This is a genomic window from Pseudarthrobacter sp. RHLT1-30-1 (assembly GCF_059383415.1).
The window spans coordinates 1-17,363 of record NZ_JBWZCG010000038.1 but is presented as its reverse complement, the minus strand read 5'-3'; the positions used below and the strand labels follow the sequence as shown (position 1 = coordinate 17,363).

Sequence of the window (17,363 nt, the reverse complement as noted above, 5' to 3'; positions counted from 1 at the left end):
TCGGATGTCGATATCCCAAGCCTACTGAGCGTCGATGCGGGCGCCGAATCCTACGCTCGCTATACTCGTTGGTATGCCTGATATGGATCGCTGGCCCACTGGGCGCCTATTGTCCACGGCAGCACGCCTTGTTGAACACTCCTGGAACGAGAAGCTGGGGGCCATTGGCCTAACCCATGCCGGGGTCATCGCCATGGAAGTGCTGGCCGTCAACGGACCGATGACACAGGCCCAGTTGGCCCAACTCGTGCGTGTCCAGGCGCAAACCATGGGAAAGACCCTTAGCCGGCTGGAAGCACACGACCACATCTCCCGGCAGCGCAGCGCCTCTGATCGGCGCAGCCACGTTGTGTCGTTGACGGACCGCGGCCGCGAGGCCGTGGCGGAGGCAGCGGACATGGAACGCTCAGTGCTCGCCGCCGCCTCCATCGACCCGGATGTGCTCAGGCAAGAGCTTCAAGCAGTCGTCCGCGAACTGGCGACCCGGATTTCGGTCCCGGCCGCGAAAGCAATCGTCAGCCCTGCGGAACCCGGCTTTCCAGTCGAAGCCAACTAGGCCTCCTTAAGCTTTCACGGGCCCCGTGTCATTCACCGGCACTGGCGTGCACCGCACATAGGCTCGTGGAATGGACGCGAAGCCGATTGTGGAGCTGGACGGGCAGACCTCGATCAACGAACTGCTCGACGAGCCCGTTGGCGCGTCCCCGGTCCAGCTGGCGCTGCCCATCCACTTCCAGCTGGCCGTTGCAGCCCAGCGGGGCTCCTGAAATGACCGGCGGCAGCGGGCCCGCCCGGTCCGCACCCGGAGCGCCGGTGTCGCTGGGGATCTGATCCTGCGAGTCCTGAACCGGTAACCGCAACAGCCCCAATGGGCCCCTTGACCACCGGCGGAGAGCCGGGTAACTTATCGACTGTCGTTATTAACGAATGTCGATAAACCTGGGGGAACGATGAAACTGACGAATGCTGCAGCGCGGCGGCGGGACGGCGGGAAGAAAGTCGTTTCCAGGGCGGACGCTGTCCTGCTCATGATCATATCGTCGGCCGCTGCCCTCCTCACGACCCTAATGACTGTCTCCGGCCTCTTCGGGTACTCAAGCGGGCCTGTGACGCTGGTGCTTCCGGTGGCCACGGCACATCACAGCGCCACGGGTCTGATACCGGGGGTGACCGGACACTTCACGGCTGTTGAGGCCACCCTGCCGGCACTCCCCTCCGGCCCCGCAGCGCTTTTGGCCTGGGCGGGATCCTTGAACCAGATCGGCATCCTGGCCGTTCTTGCCCTGGTTTTCCTGCTCGCCCACAGGCTCCGGAGCGAGATTCTGTTCACTCCCGGATCGGCGCAGATCGTCGCTTCCTGCGGCGCCGTCCTCGCCTTGGCCGGGACAGTAGGGCAGACCCTTGACGCCATCGCGCGCAGTAATCTGGCAGAAGTGATCGGAGCCAACGCTCGCCCCACAGGGGAGTCCCACAGCTTCACGGCCGATTTCAACATCGCCCCGCTGGTGCTGGGCATGGTCCTGATGCTGGTCGCCGGTGTCTTCCAGTACGGCCGCCGTCTGCAGAAGGACACGGAGGGTCTGGTCTGATGCCGGCAGATGACGCATCTGATATTCACTGCCGCCTCGATGAACTCCTGGCGGCAAGGGGCATAACCCTGACGGAGCTCAGTAAACGGGTCGGCGTGAGTCTGGTAAACCTGTCAGTGCTCAAGAACGACCGGGCGAAGGCGATCCGATTCTCCACGCTGACGGCGATCTGCGAAGCGCTGGACTGTCAGGTGGGCGAGCTGCTGGTGAACGTGCGGCGCTGACCGCGCCGGAGCCCGAAATCCACAGCAGTTGGCCAGTTGTGCAGAGGAGCAACCGGTCAGGTGCGTACCCGCCCCCAGGGTGGTCCATCCGGCCCTACTTCCCGCGGACGCAAATACCTAGCATGGCGTCATGGAACAGCTACAGGACACGAACGCCGAAGAACCGGCGATTTCTGCCACCACGGTTTTCGCCAGTCTGGCGGAGCTCCGGGACGCCCCCGGCTACGGCCCAAAGGCAATCGCCGGCCGGCTTATAAACTCCATGGGCACCGATGCCGCCGCACCCCTGCTCGGGGTCAGTATGGAACTTCTGGATCGCTGGGCAGCGGGGCAGGACGCACCGGACCCGAACGGCCGACTCCAGTTGGCGGATCTGGATGCCCTCGTGTGCCATCTGCACAGTGCTTTCACCCCGGCGCAGGCCATGATGTGGATGTGCAGCCCCAACGTTCACCTGGGTGCCCGTCCGATCGATGTTTACCGCACGCAGGGATCGGCTCCGGTAATCGGAGCCATCCGCGCCCACGCACAGGAAGCATTCGCCTGACAGGCCTCTCCAGGCCCGGACCGGGATTCAGGAGCAATCGGAGAGTGGCCGTGAAGGATGGCCGAGTTCAGCCCAGCGGCACCTGAACCGGATTGAATTTGACGGGTCCTCCGCATTCGCGCCCGAAGGGATACTCACCGGTCGGCTGGGTCACGATGGGCAGCGCGCGGGCGACGCGAGCACCTGAAGAGTCCACCGCTTCAACATAAACAGACGTGACGCTGACAGGCGGAACCAGGTAGGGCTGTGACTGCGGCACCTGCCACTTGCCGTCCGGGCTCCTGGTCACGGCGGCGGGAGTGCAGCCCTCCCCGAAGCAGGCCGTGACCGACGCCGGCTCCTGCGGGAAGACCAGCTCCACATCACCCACGTACGCGTAACCGATCGCCGGGCAGATGGTGTTGCCCGGTCCGCGGCTGAACATCACCAGGGCCAGCACAACGGCGACCGCGCCCAGCAGCGTTAGCAGTAACCCCCGGCGCTTCATGATGCGAGCCTAACTCCGAAGGCCGACAATGCGCGGTCAGTTCCTTCGAGCAGGGCCGGAACGTGGTGCATCGCGTTTGATAGCTCCTGCCACACCCTGATCAGGTGGTTGGGAGACACCCGGTCCTGGACCTTGTCGGGCCGGGTAAGCGCACCTCCGCCATTCCTTCCGAACTTCCGAGCAGCACCGCCCCAGACATAAGGGCCACATGAAATCATCAGCGGCAACTTCGTTTTCGCTGCCGCCGAGCCCTGTCCCTGCATCGTCACCCTGATGAAAGTTGATGGCGGCTACCCGCACGGCATGCGGTGCACTGAGCATCCGTTGGGAAGTAGACATCCCCTCGGGTCCAATCAGGGCAAAGCGAAACCCCGGTTTCAAGGCTTATGGCCAGTAAAGACGGGCTATTCCCTGGTGCACCCCCGGGACTCGAACCCGGAGCCCCATTGTTACGAGATCGATTCGTATCCTCACGGTCCGATCGGGCGGATATGCGCTACATTCCGTCGAAAATGTGCTGTTCCACGGCTGATCCATAGGCCTCGAGGGACAGTAGGTGGCAGTGAGGCACAGAATAGATAGCCCGTAAATATCCCGTTCGAGCTGAAGCGGGGATTTACTGCCCGGCGCGCAGGAAGGTAGCACGTCGTCGACAACAGCCCGGTAATCCACCATCTGAAGTTCTTCCTGGATGGGAAACTCGGGCGTCATAGCGCTGGATGAATGGCGGAACTTTTCGGCAGCGGCTTCCAACCCTTCTCATTTTTTGATCAGGGTCGCGGGGGTCCTCCCGGGCTTTAACGTCATCCAGCCGAGTTCTCCTTTACGACCCGTAAATACCAGGCCCGAGCAGGGCCATCCATCCCAGCTTTGCTTTCCTCGAAAACCCTCGCCACGTCCGCAGGCAGGGCGACGGGCTGAATTGGCCACCTGATACCTGTCACGCTGAGTCCAGTCCTGACGATGCCAGCGCCCTTCCAAGTCACTGGCTGGTGTCGGTCACCCGGATGAACGGAATGTCGGCATCCAGCCAGGGGTCCTCGCAGCGAATAACCAACATTTCGTTTGGCCGTACGCCGACGCCTTCCTCGAAGTGGACCAAAAGCCAGGGCACCAGTTGGATCAGCAAGGACCGCGGGTTCGGGGGACGCCGTCTGGAGCTGGTTGAAGAGCAGACCGGGAACTGGACTGGGAACTTGGACTGGGAACGCATGGATGTCGCGATAGCTAATGACTCGTAGTTCCCGAGTAGGCCGCCCCGAAGACCCAAGTAGAGGTATGGGCACCTCGCTCCGAGTGGAACAAACAACTAGGTATTTGCCACTCGTGACACAACTTTGGGTGAACTTTAGGCTCTAGGCAAGGCCACCGTAAGTGGCAGCTGGGGTTCGGGATTGCTATCAATTCGACGGATGTCTTTGAATTCGTCCGCTAGGTTCTCATTCGCAGATGGCCAGGCCATCGACGTCCGGAAATTTCATGAAGTTGCTCGCGGCCGCCGGCGGCGCGGCCCTTGAGCTGTTCCCGGCCATGGAAAGCCATCGCTTGCCGGACTGGCCGGGGGGCACGGTGGATCGGCACCGTCAAAAATTTCACAGGTTGAATGTCGGAAGGATGAAAACATGAGCAACCATGATGCGTATGCGGAGGGACGGTTTACGGCGGCATCCCTTTTCGTCGTAGCCCGAGACAGGAAGGTGCGCAGGACTTCCTGGCTTGGCGTATGGCGGGGAGGCGGTAGCTCGGCTGGTCTCCGTCTTCGCGGGTGGCGGAATCTGCGGCTCCGTGCGCTGCTGGCAGCGCTGACCTCAGCGCTGCTGCTCGCAGTGGGTGTTGTGGTGGTGCCGGTTGCGGCGTCGGCTGCTACGGGTGATGTTGGGATTGAGGGCCTGTCGCATTCGGGGACGGGCACGCCGACAGGTACGAAGCGGGCAACGAGTGCGTTGTGGTTCAACGACGGCAGCTGGTGGGGGAACTTGTGGGACACTGCCAGCTCGGATTTTCATATCTTCCGATTCAATGCCGGGACGAGTTCGTGGGTCAATACGGGTGTGGCGACGGAGACGCGGGCGAACACGCATCATGACGTGTTGTGGGACGGGACGACGCTGTACGTGGCGAGCTACCGGTTCGTCAACGACGGTCTGCCGGCTGAGCCGAACTTCCCCACGACGATGCGGCGCTACAGCTATAACCCGAGTAATAAGACGTACACGCTGCTAGGTTCTGAACAGATCAACAACCAGCGCGTTGAGACCCTGACCATCGACAAGGACTCGACTGGTCGGCTGTGGGCCACGTGGCAGCAGGGGAACCGGATCTATCTGAACGTCACTGACACGGCCGGCGTGAAGTGGGGGACGCCCTTCCAGCATCCTGCGTCGTTGAGCAACGTATCTGTGGACGACATCTCGGCCGTGATTGCGTTCGACGGGAAGATGGGTGTGATGTGGAGCCGGCAGGTCGGTGACGCCACCGACGGCATGTACTGGAGCTACCACGTAGATGGAGCGTCCAACACCGCCTGGAGCACTCCGGTGGCGGCGGTGAAGGGGCAGCGCAGCGGTGATGACCACATGAACTTGAAGTGGCTGGACTCCTCGGGCGGCCGGGTTTTCGCCGCTGTTAAGACGTCGTTCACGTCGGCGTCCCAGCCGCTGATCCAGCTCTTGGCTTTGAGTGGTACGACGTGGACGGCGCACACGATCGCGACTGTGGCGGAGTGCCCGAACCGGGTGCTCGTCCTGATTGATGAGGGTACGCAAAGGCTGCGTACCTTCGCCACCTATCCGAAGCCGAGCGGCACGACGAATGCCGGTGCCTGCACCAGCTCCGGGGGTGCGATCTACGAGAAGTCCTCGCCGCTGGACACCATCAGCTTCACCACCACGAAGACGGCTCGTATCGTGGACGCCGACCAGTATGTCCACAACGTGACGTCGACGAAGCAAAACCTCAACAGTACGCGGGGCACGGCCAACAGCGGCCTGCTGGTGCTCGCCGATGTGAACGCCACAAGCCGGTACTGGAGCTTTTACGAGCCGGGCACCGGTGGTGGTGGCGGTGGGGATACGACAGCCCCGACCGTGACGGATACGTCTCCGCCGGCTAATGCCACCGGTGTTGCGGTTTCGGCGAATGTGACGGGGACGTTCTCGGAGGCGATGAATTCCTCGACGATCACGTCGACCACGTTCAAATTGACGGCGGGGACGACGACGGTGCCAGCGGCTGTGTCATACAACAGCACAAACAACGTTGCGACGTTGAACCCGTCTGCGGATCTGGCGGCCAGTACAACGTACACCGCGACGATCACGGGTGGCTCCGCAGGGGTGAAGGACGTTGCCGGTAACGCGTTGGCGTCGACCAGGACGTGGACCTTCACCACAGCTTCCGCGGGGGGTGGGGATACGACAGCCCCGACCGTGACGGATACGTCTCCGCCGGCTAATGCCACCGGTGTTGCGGTTTCGGCAAATGTGACGGGGACGTTCTCGGAGGCGATGAATTCCTCGACGATCACGTCGACCACGTTCAAATTGACGGCCGGGACGACGACGGTGCCAGCGGCTGTGTCATACAACAGCACAAACAACGTTGCGACGCTAAACCCGTCTGCGGATCTGGCTGCCAATACAACGTACACCGCGACGATCACGGGTGGCTCCGCAGGGGTGACGGATGTTGCCGGTAACGCGTTGGCCTCGACCAGGACGTGGACCTTCACCACGGCTTCCGCGGGCGGCGGCACATCGGAGACCGTCACACTGACGGCCACCGCTGACAGCTACGTGACGAGCGCAGCGACGGGGACCAACTTTGGCACGAGTGTCATGTTGGGTGTGGACAACAGCCCGGTGGAGGTCACCTACCTGAAGTTCGACCTGTCGGCGTATGCCGGTAGGACGCTGGAGAGTGCGACGCTGCAGTTGCGTAGCGCCGGGAGTGGATCGACGGGTACGCAGAACGTCAAGGTGGTCGCCATTGACAGCTGGACCGAGACCGGGATCACGTACCTCAACCGTCCGACGGCGCTTGGCACCAGCATCGGCACGCTCGGCCCGACGACGACCAACACCACCTACAACATTCCGCTGACTGTCAGCGGCCTGACGGGTGAGCTCGGCCAACAGCTCTCGCTTGGTATGGACTCCAGCAGCAGCGATGGTGTGGACCTCAACTCCAAGGAGGCCGGCAGCACGCTCGCGCCCAAGCTGGTGCTCACGCTGAGGAACTAGACGGACGGTATCGACACGGCCGACACCGTCCACACCATCCGACCGACACTACCCAGACAGGGGACGACCATGCAGACCAACACCAAGGCCCTGCACTTCGACATCCACAGCCGCGTCAGGATTCGCGTTGACGCGGAGGCGCCGGCAGCGGCCCAGCTCCAGGGCATGTGGGCGTGTTTCGCCACCGCCAACGAGCGGCCGGCCGACATCGTCGTCGTCGATGGCGGGCTGGAGCCGATGCCGGACGTGGGTCTGGTTGAGCACGGGCTAGCGTGCACGGCGAACAGCGTGCGCGTCATGCGGGGCGCGCGATGAGTCGTTCTCCGGCGCGTCACGCGGGAGGCGTGATGACGAGCACGCTTGATGCGCCGAGCCGCACGGTGGGGCGTTGGAAGGCCCGTGAGGTGTGGTGTGTGGTGGCGGGTTTTGTGTCGTTGGCGCTTGCTGTGGGGGCCGCTTCCACGGTGGCTGTGCCGGTGAACAGCGATTTGGGGCTGGTCGCTGTGCTGCCTTTCCCGTTTTGGGTGGGGGTTTTGCTTTTGAATGTCGCTTTTGTTGTGGCGTTGCGGGGGGATGCTGCGGGTCCGGCGCGTCGGCTGGTGATGTTGTGGCTGGTCGTGGTGCTGGTGCTGGTGCTTTTCGGGACCGCGGCGTTCGTGACGGATATACCGCGGGGTGAGGTCGCGTTCCGTCATCTGGGTATCGCTGATGCGCTTTCGGGCGGGCAGGGGATCGACCCGGACACTGACGCGTATTTCAACTGGCCGGGTTTCTTCGCTCTTTTGGCGACGGTGCTCCGGGCGACGGGTCTGGATCCGGTGGCTGTTGCGTTGTGGGCGCCGGTAGTGAATGTGGGTCTGTGGCTTTCTGCCCTGGGTGTGCTGACGGGTTATCTGACGCGTGATCCGCGACGGCGCTGGCTGGTGCTGTGGGTTTTCTGCCTCGGCAGTTGGCAGGACCAGGATTATTTGTCTCCCCAGGCCTTTGGTTTCTTCCTGTACCTCGTGGTGATTGCTTTGCTGGTTGGCCCGTTGGCGGCGCGGGCCCCCGGGATCGGCGGCTACCGGCGCGCGGACCTGGCGGTGTGGTGGCGGGGGCGGTCGCCTGCGGAGCCCCGGCCGGGGCTTCGGGTGGGTGCCCTGGTGGTGACCTTGTTGCTCGTCGCGGTCATTTGCGCGAGCCATCAGCTGACGCCGTTCATGGTGCTTATCGCCATCACCGCTCTGACCCTGAGCGGACGTGTCTGGCCCAGCCGGCTGCCGCTGATCACTGTGGTGGTGTTGACGCTCTGGCTGGCCTACCCCGCGAGTGCATACCTTATCGGGAACCCGCCCCTGGCGGAAGCGGGGTTGACGGCCGCGACCGAGGCGAACGTCATCGACCGTCTGGGCGGGTCCGCCGGGCATGTGCTGGTGGTGCAGGTCCGGATTCTTCTCACTCTCGTGCTGTGGGCGCTTGCCGCGGTGGGGGCGGTGCGCGACTGGCGCAGAGGACGTCTGGACATCCGGGTGGTCCTTCTGGCCGCTACCCCGCTGCTGCTCTTCCCCGCGCAGTTGTACGGCGGGGAGATGCTGATCCGTGTCTCGCTGTTCGCGTTGCCTTTCGTCGCGGTGCTGGCGTGTTCGGTCCTGCTCCCCGATGCCGGGGGCAGCACACGCCCGTCTTTCCGCGCTGCGGGGGGCAGCGTACGCCCGTCCGTCGGCGCCGCGGACGGCAGTGCACGCCTGTCTTTCCGCGCCGCGGGGGCCCTGGCGCTGAGCTGTTTCCTGCTGGCGGTGCTGACCGTGACGGGCCGGTTCGGTAACGTCCAGTATGACGTCTTCACCGACGATGAGATCGCCGCCGTCGCGGCCGTGGATCGTCTCGCGCCGCCGGGCTCGACGATCATCTCGGCTGCGCACCCGACGCCGTGGCGCAGCGAGTCCTACCTCGAACACCGGGCCCGGACGATCGATGACATGTGCCGGACTGACATGTCCACGGCGGCGTGCGGCCCACTCGTTTACGACTACGCCCGGCACAGCCCTGGCGGTGCCGTCGTGTTGTTCACGCGCTCGTCGGAGGCCAGTCTTGTGGTCCAGGGCGCCAGCAGCGCGAGCGGCGTCGCCGAGCTGGAGGCGTGGCTGAGCGCGCAGGGCGGCGTGGAGCTCTCGTTCAGCAACGCGGACGCACGCGTGTACCGGGTGACGCCATGAGCGGCGGTGGTGTCAGCCGGCCCACCGTGGCGCTCGGTCTCGCGGCCCTCGTGCTGTCGCTGGTGACGCTCATCGGGCTGCCGACACCGCTGCAGGCGGTCGCCGCGATAGCCGTTCTGGTCCTGCTCCCGGGGCAGGCGCTGGCCCGGCTCACGCAGGTGACCGACCTTGCGATCGGCGCGATGCTCGTCCTGGCGCTCGGCCTCGCCACGCTCACGGTGGTGTCCACGGCGATGTTCTACCTCACAGTGTGGTCGTGGCAGGCATGCGTCGTCACGATGGGCGTCATCACCATCCTCGCGTGCCTGGCACGCGCACGGCAGGAGGCCGCATCATGATCGATCTGGCGGGACTGCTCGCGACTGCCGCACTGCTCGTCACCCTCGTCACGCTCGAGGTCCGACGCGCCGGACCAAACACCGGGCAGCCCACACGCCCGAAGTTCCTCGGCCGAACGATGGGCCGCAGCGTCGTCGCCGTCATGTGGACGATGTACCTGCTTCTCTTCCTTCCACGCGTGCTGGGACTGCTCGCATGAGCCCCACGGCACGGTGGTGGCTCCTCAGCGACCTCCACCTGGGCGTATCGGACGAGGACCCCCGGCGCCCCGGCAACAAGCTGCCCGAGTTCCTGCGCCGCGAGGTGCTCGCAGCCTCCGGTCCGCAGCAGCACGTCGCCTTCGTCGGTGACACGTTCGAGCTGGTCGGGTTCGCCGAGGACGAGAGCCTGGCCCGGCTTGAGTCCATCCTCGCCCGCCACGTCGACACGTTCCGGGCGCTGAAGGAGTGTGCGGCGCGCGGCGTGCAGCTGCACTTCGTGTGCGGCAACCACGATGTGGAGCTGGCCCGGCCCTCGGTTGCCGCCCGCTTGTCGGCGTTGCTGTCACCCGCCGAGCCCACGCGGGTCCGCGTGCACCCGTGGTTACTGCACGTGCCTCACGTGCTGGTGGCCGAGCACGGGCACCAGCACCACGCGCTGCACCGGCTGCCTGAGGTGCTCCGCACGGCGGTCAGTGGGACCGATGAGCTGGAGCTACCACCGCTCGCTGCCTGGAACGCCCATCCGTCGAGGTCGCGCCTGAGCCGTGCCGGGGCCGTTGCCCGGGCCTGCCTGGCGTCGGAGCGGGCGGAACGCCGCGTCCGGGAGCCGGCATACGACGAGCTGTTGCAGACCGAGTCACGGCGGCTCGCGCTGGACGGGGTGGCCGTTCGGGACCTGGCGCGGCTGTCCCGGTTCCGGACGGTGTCTGCGCTCCCGGTCGCCGCGACTCGCATGGTGCTCGGGGCCGCTGGGCGCAGGGTCGCCGGCGAGGAGGCTCCTGCCGCAGCCGGCCGATTGGCACGTATCCTCGAAGCGCACGGTTCCGGGGTGGCCTGGTACGTCTCAGGCCACACCCACCGGGCCCTCGAGTCGGTGCTCGAGGCGAGCCCCACCCGGTACGTCAACACCGGCACGTGGTGTTCGGACGTCCGCGGTCGCGGACCTGACCAGTCGGACCGTCGGGCTTTCCCATACGCCATGGTCGACGTCGCCCGCGACGGCACCACCAGCGGCGGGCTGCGGTACTGGCGTCCGGACGGTGGCTGAGCCGTACCGGTGTCAGCGCACCGCCCGGGCAGGCTGCACGCGCGCTTGCAAGGAATGGGGCGGCGGGGCGCCGGTCACACCGGCAATCCCACGTGCGCCGGCACCTGGCGCCCGGGCAGCCCGTGCGAGCCGGCATTTCGCCGCGCCGCCGCTGGACTGTTGATCAGGGCACCGGGATACCCGTCCGCAAATCAGTCCACGACGCTAAGAACTAGGACGCATCGCAGAAGGCGACGGACACCGCTCCCTGGGACAGGCAGATAGAACCGCCGGGCCGGGACCGGCCACGCCTACCTGCACCGCGCTGTGGATGACCAATCGAGGCTGGCCTCGAACACGCCCCTATCGCCCTGATCCGCTCGTGCCGATCTGCCGTGCCTTGCAGATCGGCACGAGCACGTCTTCATCGCGGTGCTTGTCCACGAAGGCACACGAGCTGGTCACCGGAACGACCCGGTGCATTCACACCCCTGGCTCTGGCGGGAGCACGAAATTTCCTACGTAGGATGCGTTGTAAAACCGTAGGACGCGACGTAAAAAGGAGTACTCACTACTGGTGTTTACCAGGCCGGTCTACCATACGGTCAATTACGGGCAGAGTCACTCGGCCGGGGGTTTCGAATCCCTTTGGGGGCATTGGGTGGACTAGTTGCTGGGGCCGAGACACCATCCGACCGACACCACTCAGACAGGGGACGACCATGCAGACCAAGACCAAGACCAAGACCAAAGCACTGCACTTCGACATCCACGGCCGCGTCATGATTCGCGTCGACGGGCAGGCGCCGGCAGCGGCCCAGCTCCAGAGCATGTTGGCGTGTTTCGCCACCGACACCGAGCGGCCGGCCGACATCGTCGTCGATGATCGGCTGGAGCCGATGCCTGATGCGGGTCTGGTCGAGCACGAGCTTGCGTACACGGAGAACAGTGTGCGTTTCCAAGCCGATCGCGTCCAGGTCGTGAGGGATGCAGAGCAGTGGCGCATTCACGGGCCGGGCGAGCTGTTGACTTCCGTGGTCCCTGTTCTCGATGCCGCCATGGTGGGTCGGGGAGCTGGCATGATCCACGCGGCAACGATGGCGTACCGGGGTCACGCGATCGCGCTTCCCGCAGCCGGAGGGACCGGTAAGACGAGCACTGCCGCCAAGCTGATGCGGCGCGAGGGGTGGTCGTTCATGGGTGACGACTGGGCCTTCCTCGCAGAGGACGCCACGATGCTCGGCTACGCCAAGCCGATGTTCATTAAGCCGCACCACCGGGCCATCTACCCGCACCTGTTCGAAGGTGTCCGGAAGCCTCTGATCCCCTCACAGCTCTCGGACAGCGTCGGCCGTTTCACCACGGTGGTGCACCCGTACGTCATCCGTTATCCGCGCCTCGCGGACTTCTCCCGGCGATGGTCGCCGGAGCACCGCATGGTCGATCCGGGGACCGCGTTCCCGGGGCGGGAAGTGACGACCTCAGCCCCGCTCGCGGCCGCTATCTACATCGAACGCTACGAGGGCGCCCGGTCTCGGATCGTCGAGCGGACGAGCGATTGGATGGTCGACCGCATGCTCGGCAACTTCCACATCGAGATGGCGGGCTTCTCGCAGCGCGTCGTGACAGGCTTGGCGGCCACGTCCGTCCTCCCGTGGCGCGAGCACTTCGCGGCGAAGGGGCTCGTGCTGAGTAAGGCGCTCGACGGACGTCCCTGCCACCTCTTGCAGGTGCCCTCCGCGTATTCGGCGGACGAGGCATCGGACGACATCGTCCGGTACCTCGAGCAGCTGCTACCGTCGGTCCTTGACGAGCAGATCTGAGAGGGTGGACACCGTGGGTCACAGCCCTTCCGAAGTCACCGCGGTCGTTCCGGCCCGCAACGCGGAGGACCTGCTCCCGCGCTGTCTGGAGGCCCTGCGTCAGTCCGGTGTCGCCGAGATCGTCGTAGTAGACGGATGCTCCACGGACCGCACCGTCGGCCTCGCCCTCGATGCCGGTGCCCGGGTCCTGAGTGACGAGGGCCGCGGCCTGCCCTGGGCTCGAACGCTTGGTGTGCGGAGCAGCAACACCCGTTGGGTCCTGCTCGTCGACGCCGACGTCGTGTTCAGGCCCGCGGGGGTCGCTGACCTGCTGACGGAGTTGGTGGAGGGCGGCTACGACGCCCTCCAGGCCGGTTTGGAGAGTGTCGCTGGACCGGGCTACTGGGGGCAGGCGCTGGCACATCACCATCGCACCGGCCGCAGCCGCAACTGGTTCGGACTCGTGGCGACGATCGTCGACCGGGACCTGATGCTGGGCGTGGGTTTCGATGACTCGTTCAAGTCGGGGGAGGACATCGAGTTGCGTTGGCGGATGCGGCAGTCAGGGCTGCGAACGGCGGTGTCACGCCGGGTCTTCGTCGAACATCGTTTCGCCGCAGACGACTTCGACTTCGCGCTCGACCAGTTCCTCATGGACGGAACGGGACTGGGACGGATGGTCCGCAAGCACGGCTGGCGCGGTGCGAGGTTGGCGCTGCTGCCCGCCGCAGCGGCAGTCCGGGGCAGCGCCTTGAGCCTCGTCGAGGGCCAGCCCCGTTGGCTGCGCTACTACATCGCCTTCTGCTGGTACAACTACGCGGCCATGGCGCGGGGGTTGCGTAGTGAGCGCTGAGCGGGGGACCGTCGTCAGGGGCGCCCCGACGGTCCGGCATTCCGCCTTGCGCAGCTCGCTCGGCCTCGTCGTGGCCAAGGCCGCCCAGACGGGCGCGGGTTTCGCATTCTGGGTCGTGGCCGCAAGGGCGACGTCCGACCGTGAGGTCGGGCTGACTATGGCCGCGGTCTCGGCGGTGATGATCTGCACGCAGCTCGCGGTGCTGGGCACCGGGTCGGCCGTGATCGTGGCGGTGGGGCGAGGGGAGCCGCCTGCGCGCGTGCTGGACGCGGCGTTCGCCATCGTGGGGGTAGCCGGCACGGTGCTGGCCCTCGGCTACCTTGTGCTGCAGTCGGCTGTGATGCCGGAGACGGCTTTGGTATCGGTTCTCTTCTGGCTCACCTTCCTCGTGGCTGCCATCACCGGCACGCTGGTCATCGTGCTGGACCAGGCGCTCGTGGCGTTGGGACGCGGTGCCAGCGCGACCTCGAGGTACATGTTGGGCGGCGGTGTCTCACTCGGGGCTGTTGCGCTCGTGGCATGGCTGTCGCACGGCGTCTCCGCCGACGTGCTGATGGCCTGTTGGACCCTCGGGACGACCGTGGCGTGCGTCGTCGGTGCGGTCCAGCTGCGAAGACTGGTCGGTTACCGGCCGCGACCGTCCTTGCGTTCGGCGCGCGGCCGCCCACTGCTGGCGCTGGGCCTTCCGTACCAACTGCTCACCCTCACCGAGCGCGCCCCCGGGCTGGTGCTGCCGCTCCTGCTCGCGCACATGGTGGCGCCCGAGGCAGCTGCCTACTGGTATCCCGCATGGATGATGGCCTGGGCCGCCTACTCCGCTCCGATGCTGATGGGCATCGTCCAGTTTTCCGAGGGGGTCCGCGACCCGGACCGCCTGGTGGCGACCACCTGGTCGAGTCTTCGGTTGTCGCTCGCCGTAGGAGGTCTGGCTGCCGCCGTCCTCGTCATCCTCGCTCACCCGCTGCTCAGTCTGCTGGGGGAGCGGTACGCCGAATCGTCCGCCGGCGCTCTGCGGTGGTTGGCTGCCGGACTGGTGCCGTACGCGGTGCTGCAGGCCTACAACGCCGTATGCCGGGCCCGCGGCCGCTACACGGAGGCGATCATTGTCGGACTGGGGCTCGGAGTCGCCCTCTGCGCCTCAGCGTTGTGGGCCGCCGACAGGGGCGCCACCGCGATGGCCCTTGCGTGGCTGGTGGTGCTCTCCACCGGGGCCGCGGCGATCGGCCTTCGGCTGCTCGTCGTCCTCCGGCGCGTCACGCGGGAGGCGTGATGACGAGCACGCTTGATGCGCCGAGCCGCACGGTGGGGCGTTGGAAGGCCCGTGAGGTGTGGTGTGTGGTGGCGGGTGTTGTGTCGTTGGCGCTTGCTGTGGGGGCCGCTTCCACGGTGGCTGTGCCGGTGAACAGCGATTTGGGGCTGGTCGCTGTGCTGCCTTTCCCGTTTTGGGTGGGGGTTTTGCTTTTGAATGTCGCTTTTGTTGTGGCGTTGCGGGGGGATGCTGCGGGTCCGGCGCGTCGGCTGGTGATGTTGTGGCTGGTCGTGGTGCTGGTGCTGGTGCTTTTCGGGACCGCGGCGTTCGTGACGGATATACCGCGGGGTGAGGTCGCGTTCCGTCATCTGGGTATCGCTGATGCGCTTTCGGGCGGGCAGGGGATCGACCCGGACACTGACGCGTATTTCAACTGGCCGGGTTTCTTCGCTCTTTTGGCGACGGTGCTCCGGGCGACGGGTCTGGATCCGGTGGCTGTTGCGTTGTGGGCGCCGGTAGTGAATGTGGGTCTGTGGCTTTCTGCCCTGGGTGTGCTGACGGGTTATCTGACGCGTGATCCGCGACGGCGCTGGCTGGTGCTGTGGGTTTTCTGCCTCGGCAGTTGGCAGGACCAGGATTATTTGTCTCCCCAGGCCTTTGGTTTCTTCCTGTACCTCGTGGTGATTGCTTTGCTGGTTGGCCCGTTGGCGGCGCGGGCCCCCGGGATCGGCGGCTACCGGCGCGCGGACCTGGCGGTGTGGTGGCGGGGGCGGTCGCCTGCGGAGCCCCGGCCGGGGCTTCGGGTGGGTGCCCTGGTGGTGACCTTGTTGCTCGTCGCGGTCATTTGCGCGAGCCATCAGCTGACGCCGTTCATGGTGCTTATCGCCATCACCGCTCTGACCCTGAGCGGACGTGTCTGGCCCAGCCGGCTGCCGCTGATCACTGTGGTGGTGTTGACGCTCTGGCTGGCCTACCCCGCGAGTGCATACCTTATCGGGAACCCGCCCCTGGCGGAAGCGGGGTTGACGGCCGCGACCGAGGCGAACGTCATCGACCGTCTGGGCGGGTCCGCCGGGCATGTGCTGGTGGTGCAGGTCCGGATTCTTCTCACTCTCGTGCTGTGGGCGCTTGCCGCGGTGGGGGCGGTGCGCGACTGGCGCAGAGGACGTCTGGACATCCGGGTGGTCCTTCTGGCCGCTACCCCGCTGCTGCTCTTCCCCGCGCAGTTGTACGGCGGGGAGATGCTGATCCGTGTCTCGCTGTTCGCGTTGCCTTTCGTCGCGGTGCTGGCGTGTTCGGTCCTGCTCCCCGATGCCGGGGGCAGCACACGCCCGTCTTTCCGCGCTGCGGGGGGCAGCGTACGCCCGTCCGTCGGCGCCGCGGACGGCAGTGCACGCCTGTCTTTCCGCGCCGCGGGGGCCCTGGCGCTGAGCTGTTTCCTGCTGGCGGTGCTGACCGTGACGGGCCGGTTCGGTAACGTCCAGTATGACGTCTTCACCGACGATGAGATCGCCGCCGTCGCGGCCGTGGATCGTCTCGCGCCGCCGGGCTCGACGATCATCTCGGCTGCGCACCCGACGCCGTGGCGCAGCGAGTCCTACCTCGAACACCGGGCCCGGACGATCGATGACATGTGCCGGACTGACATGTCCACGGCGGCGTGCGGCCCACTCGTTTACGACTACGCCCGGCACAGCCCTGGCGGTGCCGTCGTGTTGTTCACGCGCTCGTCGGAGGCCAGTCTTGTGGTCCAGGGCGCCAGCAGCGCGAGCGGCGTCGCCGAGCTGGAGGCGTGGCTGAGCGCGCAGGGCGGCGTGGAGCTCTCGTTCAGCAACGCGGACGCACGCGTGTACCGGGTGACGCCATGAGCGGCGGTGGTGTCAGCCGGCCCACCGTGGCGCTCGGTCTCGCGGCCCTCGTGCTGTCGCTGGTGACGCTCATCGGGCTGCCGACACCGCTGCAGGCGGTCGCCGCGATAGCCGTTCTGGTCCTGCTCCCGGGGCAGGCGCTGGCCCGGCTCACGCAGGTGACCGACCTTGCGATCGGCGCGATGCTCGTCCTGGCGCTCGGCCTCGCCACGCTCACGGTGGTGTCCACGGCGATGTTCTACCTCACAGTGTGGTCGTGGCAGGCATGCGTCGTCACGATGGGCGTCATCACCATCCTCGCGTGCCTGGCACGCGCACGGCAGGAGGCCGCATCATGATCGATCTGGCGGGACTGCTCGCGACTGCCGCACTGCTCGTCACCCTCGTCACGCTCGAGGTCCGACGCGCCGGACCAAACACCGGGCAGCCCACACGCCCGAAGTTCCTCGGCCGAACGATGGGCCGCAGCGTCGTCGCCGTCATGTGGACGATGTACCTGCTTCTCTTCCTTCCACGCGTGCTGGGACTGCTCGCATGAGCCCCACGGCACGGTGGTGGCTCCTCAGCGACCTCCACCTGGGCGTATCGGACGAGGACCCCCGGCGGGTTGCTTCGACCACGCCGTTGATGGCCTAGTGTAGCGTGTCGTTGATTCCTTTGGGTCTGATTGTTTGTCAGACTTGATTCATGGTTTATCTGGCGAAGGCATTGGAGTTGCGTGACGGGGACAGAGGCGCCCTGG

Annotated in this window: 20 protein-coding genes; 18 read left to right on the top strand and 2 right to left on the bottom strand. The window is 66.0% G+C overall.

Going from position 1 to position 17,363, the window contains the following annotated elements; translation table 11 throughout:
* Window positions 1-82 precede the first annotated feature (82 nt).
* The 5 genes from AC50YM_RS18995 (at window position 83) to AC50YM_RS18975 (ending at window position 2,360) form a co-directional block, all read left to right on the top strand.
* Complete coding sequence (locus AC50YM_RS18995; RefSeq protein WP_494958505.1) at window positions 83-556, top strand: MarR family winged helix-turn-helix transcriptional regulator; 474 nt, start codon at window positions 83-85, stop codon at window positions 554-556.
* 70 nt (window positions 557-626) lie between these two features.
* A complete protein-coding gene (locus AC50YM_RS18990) occupies window positions 627-767 on the top strand; it encodes a hypothetical protein (RefSeq protein WP_494958496.1) in 141 nt (46 codons plus the stop codon).
* Window positions 768-950: 183 nt separating this feature from the next.
* Entirely contained in the window at window positions 951-1,589 is a 639-nt protein-coding gene (locus tag AC50YM_RS18985) for a hypothetical protein (protein ID WP_494958495.1), read from the top strand.
* On the top strand, window positions 1,589-1,813 hold the full coding sequence (locus tag AC50YM_RS18980; RefSeq protein ID WP_494958494.1) for a helix-turn-helix domain-containing protein: 225 nt from the start codon (window positions 1,589-1,591) through the stop codon (window positions 1,811-1,813). Before AC50YM_RS18985 ends, AC50YM_RS18980 begins: the two co-directional genes overlap by 1 nt.
* A gap of 130 nt (window positions 1,814-1,943) precedes the next feature.
* Window positions 1,944-2,360 (top strand): hypothetical protein, encoded by a 417-nt coding sequence (locus AC50YM_RS18975; RefSeq protein ID WP_494958493.1) that lies wholly within the window; start codon window positions 1,944-1,946, stop codon window positions 2,358-2,360.
* A gap of 67 nt (window positions 2,361-2,427) precedes the next feature.
* On the opposite strand, the gene AC50YM_RS18970 is transcribed toward AC50YM_RS18975, so the two are convergent.
* Window positions 2,428-2,847: a hypothetical protein gene (locus AC50YM_RS18970; RefSeq protein WP_494958492.1), complete on the bottom strand. Its 420-nt coding sequence runs from the start codon at window positions 2,845-2,847 to the stop codon at window positions 2,428-2,430.
* A gap of 982 nt (window positions 2,848-3,829) precedes the next feature.
* Entirely contained in the window at window positions 3,830-3,976 is a 147-nt protein-coding gene (locus tag AC50YM_RS18965) for a hypothetical protein (RefSeq protein WP_494958491.1), read from the bottom strand.
* Window positions 3,977-4,326: 350 nt separating this feature from the next.
* On the opposite strand from AC50YM_RS18965, the gene AC50YM_RS18960 reads away from it, so the two are divergent.
* From AC50YM_RS18960 to AC50YM_RS18900, 13 genes are all read left to right on the top strand, one after another.
* The gene (locus AC50YM_RS18960) at window positions 4,327-4,473 is read left to right on the top strand and encodes a hypothetical protein (protein ID WP_494958490.1); all 147 of its coding nucleotides are present in this window, start codon (window positions 4,327-4,329) and stop codon (window positions 4,471-4,473) included.
* On the top strand, window positions 4,470-7,088 hold the full coding sequence (locus AC50YM_RS18955) for an Ig-like domain-containing protein (RefSeq protein WP_494958489.1): 2,619 nt from the start codon (window positions 4,470-4,472) through the stop codon (window positions 7,086-7,088). The genes AC50YM_RS18960 and AC50YM_RS18955 overlap by 4 nt, the downstream gene beginning before the upstream one ends.
* Window positions 7,089-7,157: 69 nt before the next feature.
* Window positions 7,158-7,403, top strand: a complete 246-nt coding sequence (locus AC50YM_RS18950; protein ID WP_494958488.1) for a hypothetical protein — start codon at window positions 7,158-7,160, stop codon at window positions 7,401-7,403.
* Between the two features lie 32 nt (window positions 7,404-7,435).
* Window positions 7,436-9,283, top strand: a complete 1,848-nt coding sequence (locus AC50YM_RS18945) for a glycosyltransferase (RefSeq protein ID WP_494958487.1) — start codon at window positions 7,436-7,438, stop codon at window positions 9,281-9,283.
* Window positions 9,280-9,621 carry a hypothetical protein gene (locus AC50YM_RS18940; protein ID WP_494958481.1) on the top strand — a complete coding sequence of 114 codons (342 nt, stop codon included), beginning with the start codon at window positions 9,280-9,282 and terminating at the stop codon, window positions 9,619-9,621. Before AC50YM_RS18945 ends, AC50YM_RS18940 begins: the two co-directional genes overlap by 4 nt.
* A complete protein-coding gene (locus AC50YM_RS18935; RefSeq protein WP_494958480.1) occupies window positions 9,618-9,821 on the top strand; it encodes a hypothetical protein in 204 nt (67 codons plus the stop codon). Before AC50YM_RS18940 ends, AC50YM_RS18935 begins: the two co-directional genes overlap by 4 nt.
* The gene (locus tag AC50YM_RS18930) at window positions 9,818-10,870 is read left to right on the top strand and encodes a hypothetical protein (protein ID WP_494958486.1); all 1,053 of its coding nucleotides are present in this window, start codon (window positions 9,818-9,820) and stop codon (window positions 10,868-10,870) included. The genes AC50YM_RS18935 and AC50YM_RS18930 overlap by 4 nt, the downstream gene beginning before the upstream one ends.
* A gap of 701 nt (window positions 10,871-11,571) precedes the next feature.
* Complete coding sequence (locus AC50YM_RS18925; protein WP_494958485.1) at window positions 11,572-12,672, top strand: hypothetical protein; 1,101 nt, start codon at window positions 11,572-11,574, stop codon at window positions 12,670-12,672.
* Window positions 12,656-13,504: a glycosyltransferase family 2 protein gene (locus AC50YM_RS18920; protein WP_494958484.1), complete on the top strand. Its 849-nt coding sequence runs from the start codon at window positions 12,656-12,658 to the stop codon at window positions 13,502-13,504. The genes AC50YM_RS18925 and AC50YM_RS18920 overlap by 17 nt, the downstream gene beginning before the upstream one ends.
* Window positions 13,494-14,774: a lipopolysaccharide biosynthesis protein gene (locus tag AC50YM_RS18915; protein WP_494958483.1), complete on the top strand. Its 1,281-nt coding sequence runs from the start codon at window positions 13,494-13,496 to the stop codon at window positions 14,772-14,774. Before AC50YM_RS18920 ends, AC50YM_RS18915 begins: the two co-directional genes overlap by 11 nt.
* A complete protein-coding gene (locus AC50YM_RS18910) occupies window positions 14,774-16,621 on the top strand; it encodes a glycosyltransferase (protein WP_494958482.1) in 1,848 nt (615 codons plus the stop codon). Before AC50YM_RS18915 ends, AC50YM_RS18910 begins: the two co-directional genes overlap by 1 nt.
* On the top strand, window positions 16,618-16,959 hold the full coding sequence (locus tag AC50YM_RS18905; protein ID WP_494958481.1) for a hypothetical protein: 342 nt from the start codon (window positions 16,618-16,620) through the stop codon (window positions 16,957-16,959). The genes AC50YM_RS18910 and AC50YM_RS18905 overlap by 4 nt, the downstream gene beginning before the upstream one ends.
* On the top strand, window positions 16,956-17,159 hold the full coding sequence (locus AC50YM_RS18900) for a hypothetical protein (protein ID WP_494958480.1): 204 nt from the start codon (window positions 16,956-16,958) through the stop codon (window positions 17,157-17,159). Before AC50YM_RS18905 ends, AC50YM_RS18900 begins: the two co-directional genes overlap by 4 nt.
* Window positions 17,160-17,363 lie beyond the last annotated feature (204 nt).

Bases quoted from the DNA above. Each gene is read 5' to 3' on its own strand.
- AC50YM_RS18900 (WP_494958480.1), top strand. From the start codon at position 16,956: ATGATCGATCTGGCGGGACTGCTCGCGACTGCCGCACTGCTCGTCACC.
- AC50YM_RS18980 (WP_494958494.1), top strand. From the start codon at position 1,589: ATGCCGGCAGATGACGCATCTGATATTCACTGCCGCCTCGATGAACTC.
- AC50YM_RS18910 (WP_494958482.1), top strand. From the start codon at position 14,774: ATGACGAGCACGCTTGATGCGCCGAGCCGCACGGTGGGGCGTTGGAAG.
- AC50YM_RS18925 (WP_494958485.1), top strand. From the start codon at position 11,572: ATGCAGACCAAGACCAAGACCAAGACCAAAGCACTGCACTTCGACATC.
- AC50YM_RS18930 (WP_494958486.1), top strand. From the start codon at position 9,818: ATGAGCCCCACGGCACGGTGGTGGCTCCTCAGCGACCTCCACCTGGGC.
- AC50YM_RS18935 (WP_494958480.1), top strand. From the start codon at position 9,618: ATGATCGATCTGGCGGGACTGCTCGCGACTGCCGCACTGCTCGTCACC.
- AC50YM_RS18940 (WP_494958481.1), top strand. From the start codon at position 9,280: ATGAGCGGCGGTGGTGTCAGCCGGCCCACCGTGGCGCTCGGTCTCGCG.
- AC50YM_RS18945 (WP_494958487.1), top strand. From the start codon at position 7,436: ATGACGAGCACGCTTGATGCGCCGAGCCGCACGGTGGGGCGTTGGAAG.
- AC50YM_RS18960 (WP_494958490.1), top strand. From the start codon at position 4,327: ATGAAGTTGCTCGCGGCCGCCGGCGGCGCGGCCCTTGAGCTGTTCCCG.
- AC50YM_RS18995 (WP_494958505.1), top strand. From the start codon at position 83: ATGGATCGCTGGCCCACTGGGCGCCTATTGTCCACGGCAGCACGCCTT.
- AC50YM_RS18905 (WP_494958481.1), top strand. From the start codon at position 16,618: ATGAGCGGCGGTGGTGTCAGCCGGCCCACCGTGGCGCTCGGTCTCGCG.
- AC50YM_RS18975 (WP_494958493.1), top strand. From the start codon at position 1,944: ATGGAACAGCTACAGGACACGAACGCCGAAGAACCGGCGATTTCTGCC.
- AC50YM_RS18970 (WP_494958492.1), bottom strand. From the start codon at position 2,847: ATGAAGCGCCGGGGGTTACTGCTAACGCTGCTGGGCGCGGTCGCCGTT.
- AC50YM_RS18985 (WP_494958495.1), top strand. From the start codon at position 951: ATGAAACTGACGAATGCTGCAGCGCGGCGGCGGGACGGCGGGAAGAAA.
- AC50YM_RS18950 (WP_494958488.1), top strand. From the start codon at position 7,158: ATGCAGACCAACACCAAGGCCCTGCACTTCGACATCCACAGCCGCGTC.
- AC50YM_RS18990 (WP_494958496.1), top strand. From the start codon at position 627: ATGGACGCGAAGCCGATTGTGGAGCTGGACGGGCAGACCTCGATCAAC.
- AC50YM_RS18955 (WP_494958489.1), top strand. From the start codon at position 4,470: ATGAGCAACCATGATGCGTATGCGGAGGGACGGTTTACGGCGGCATCC.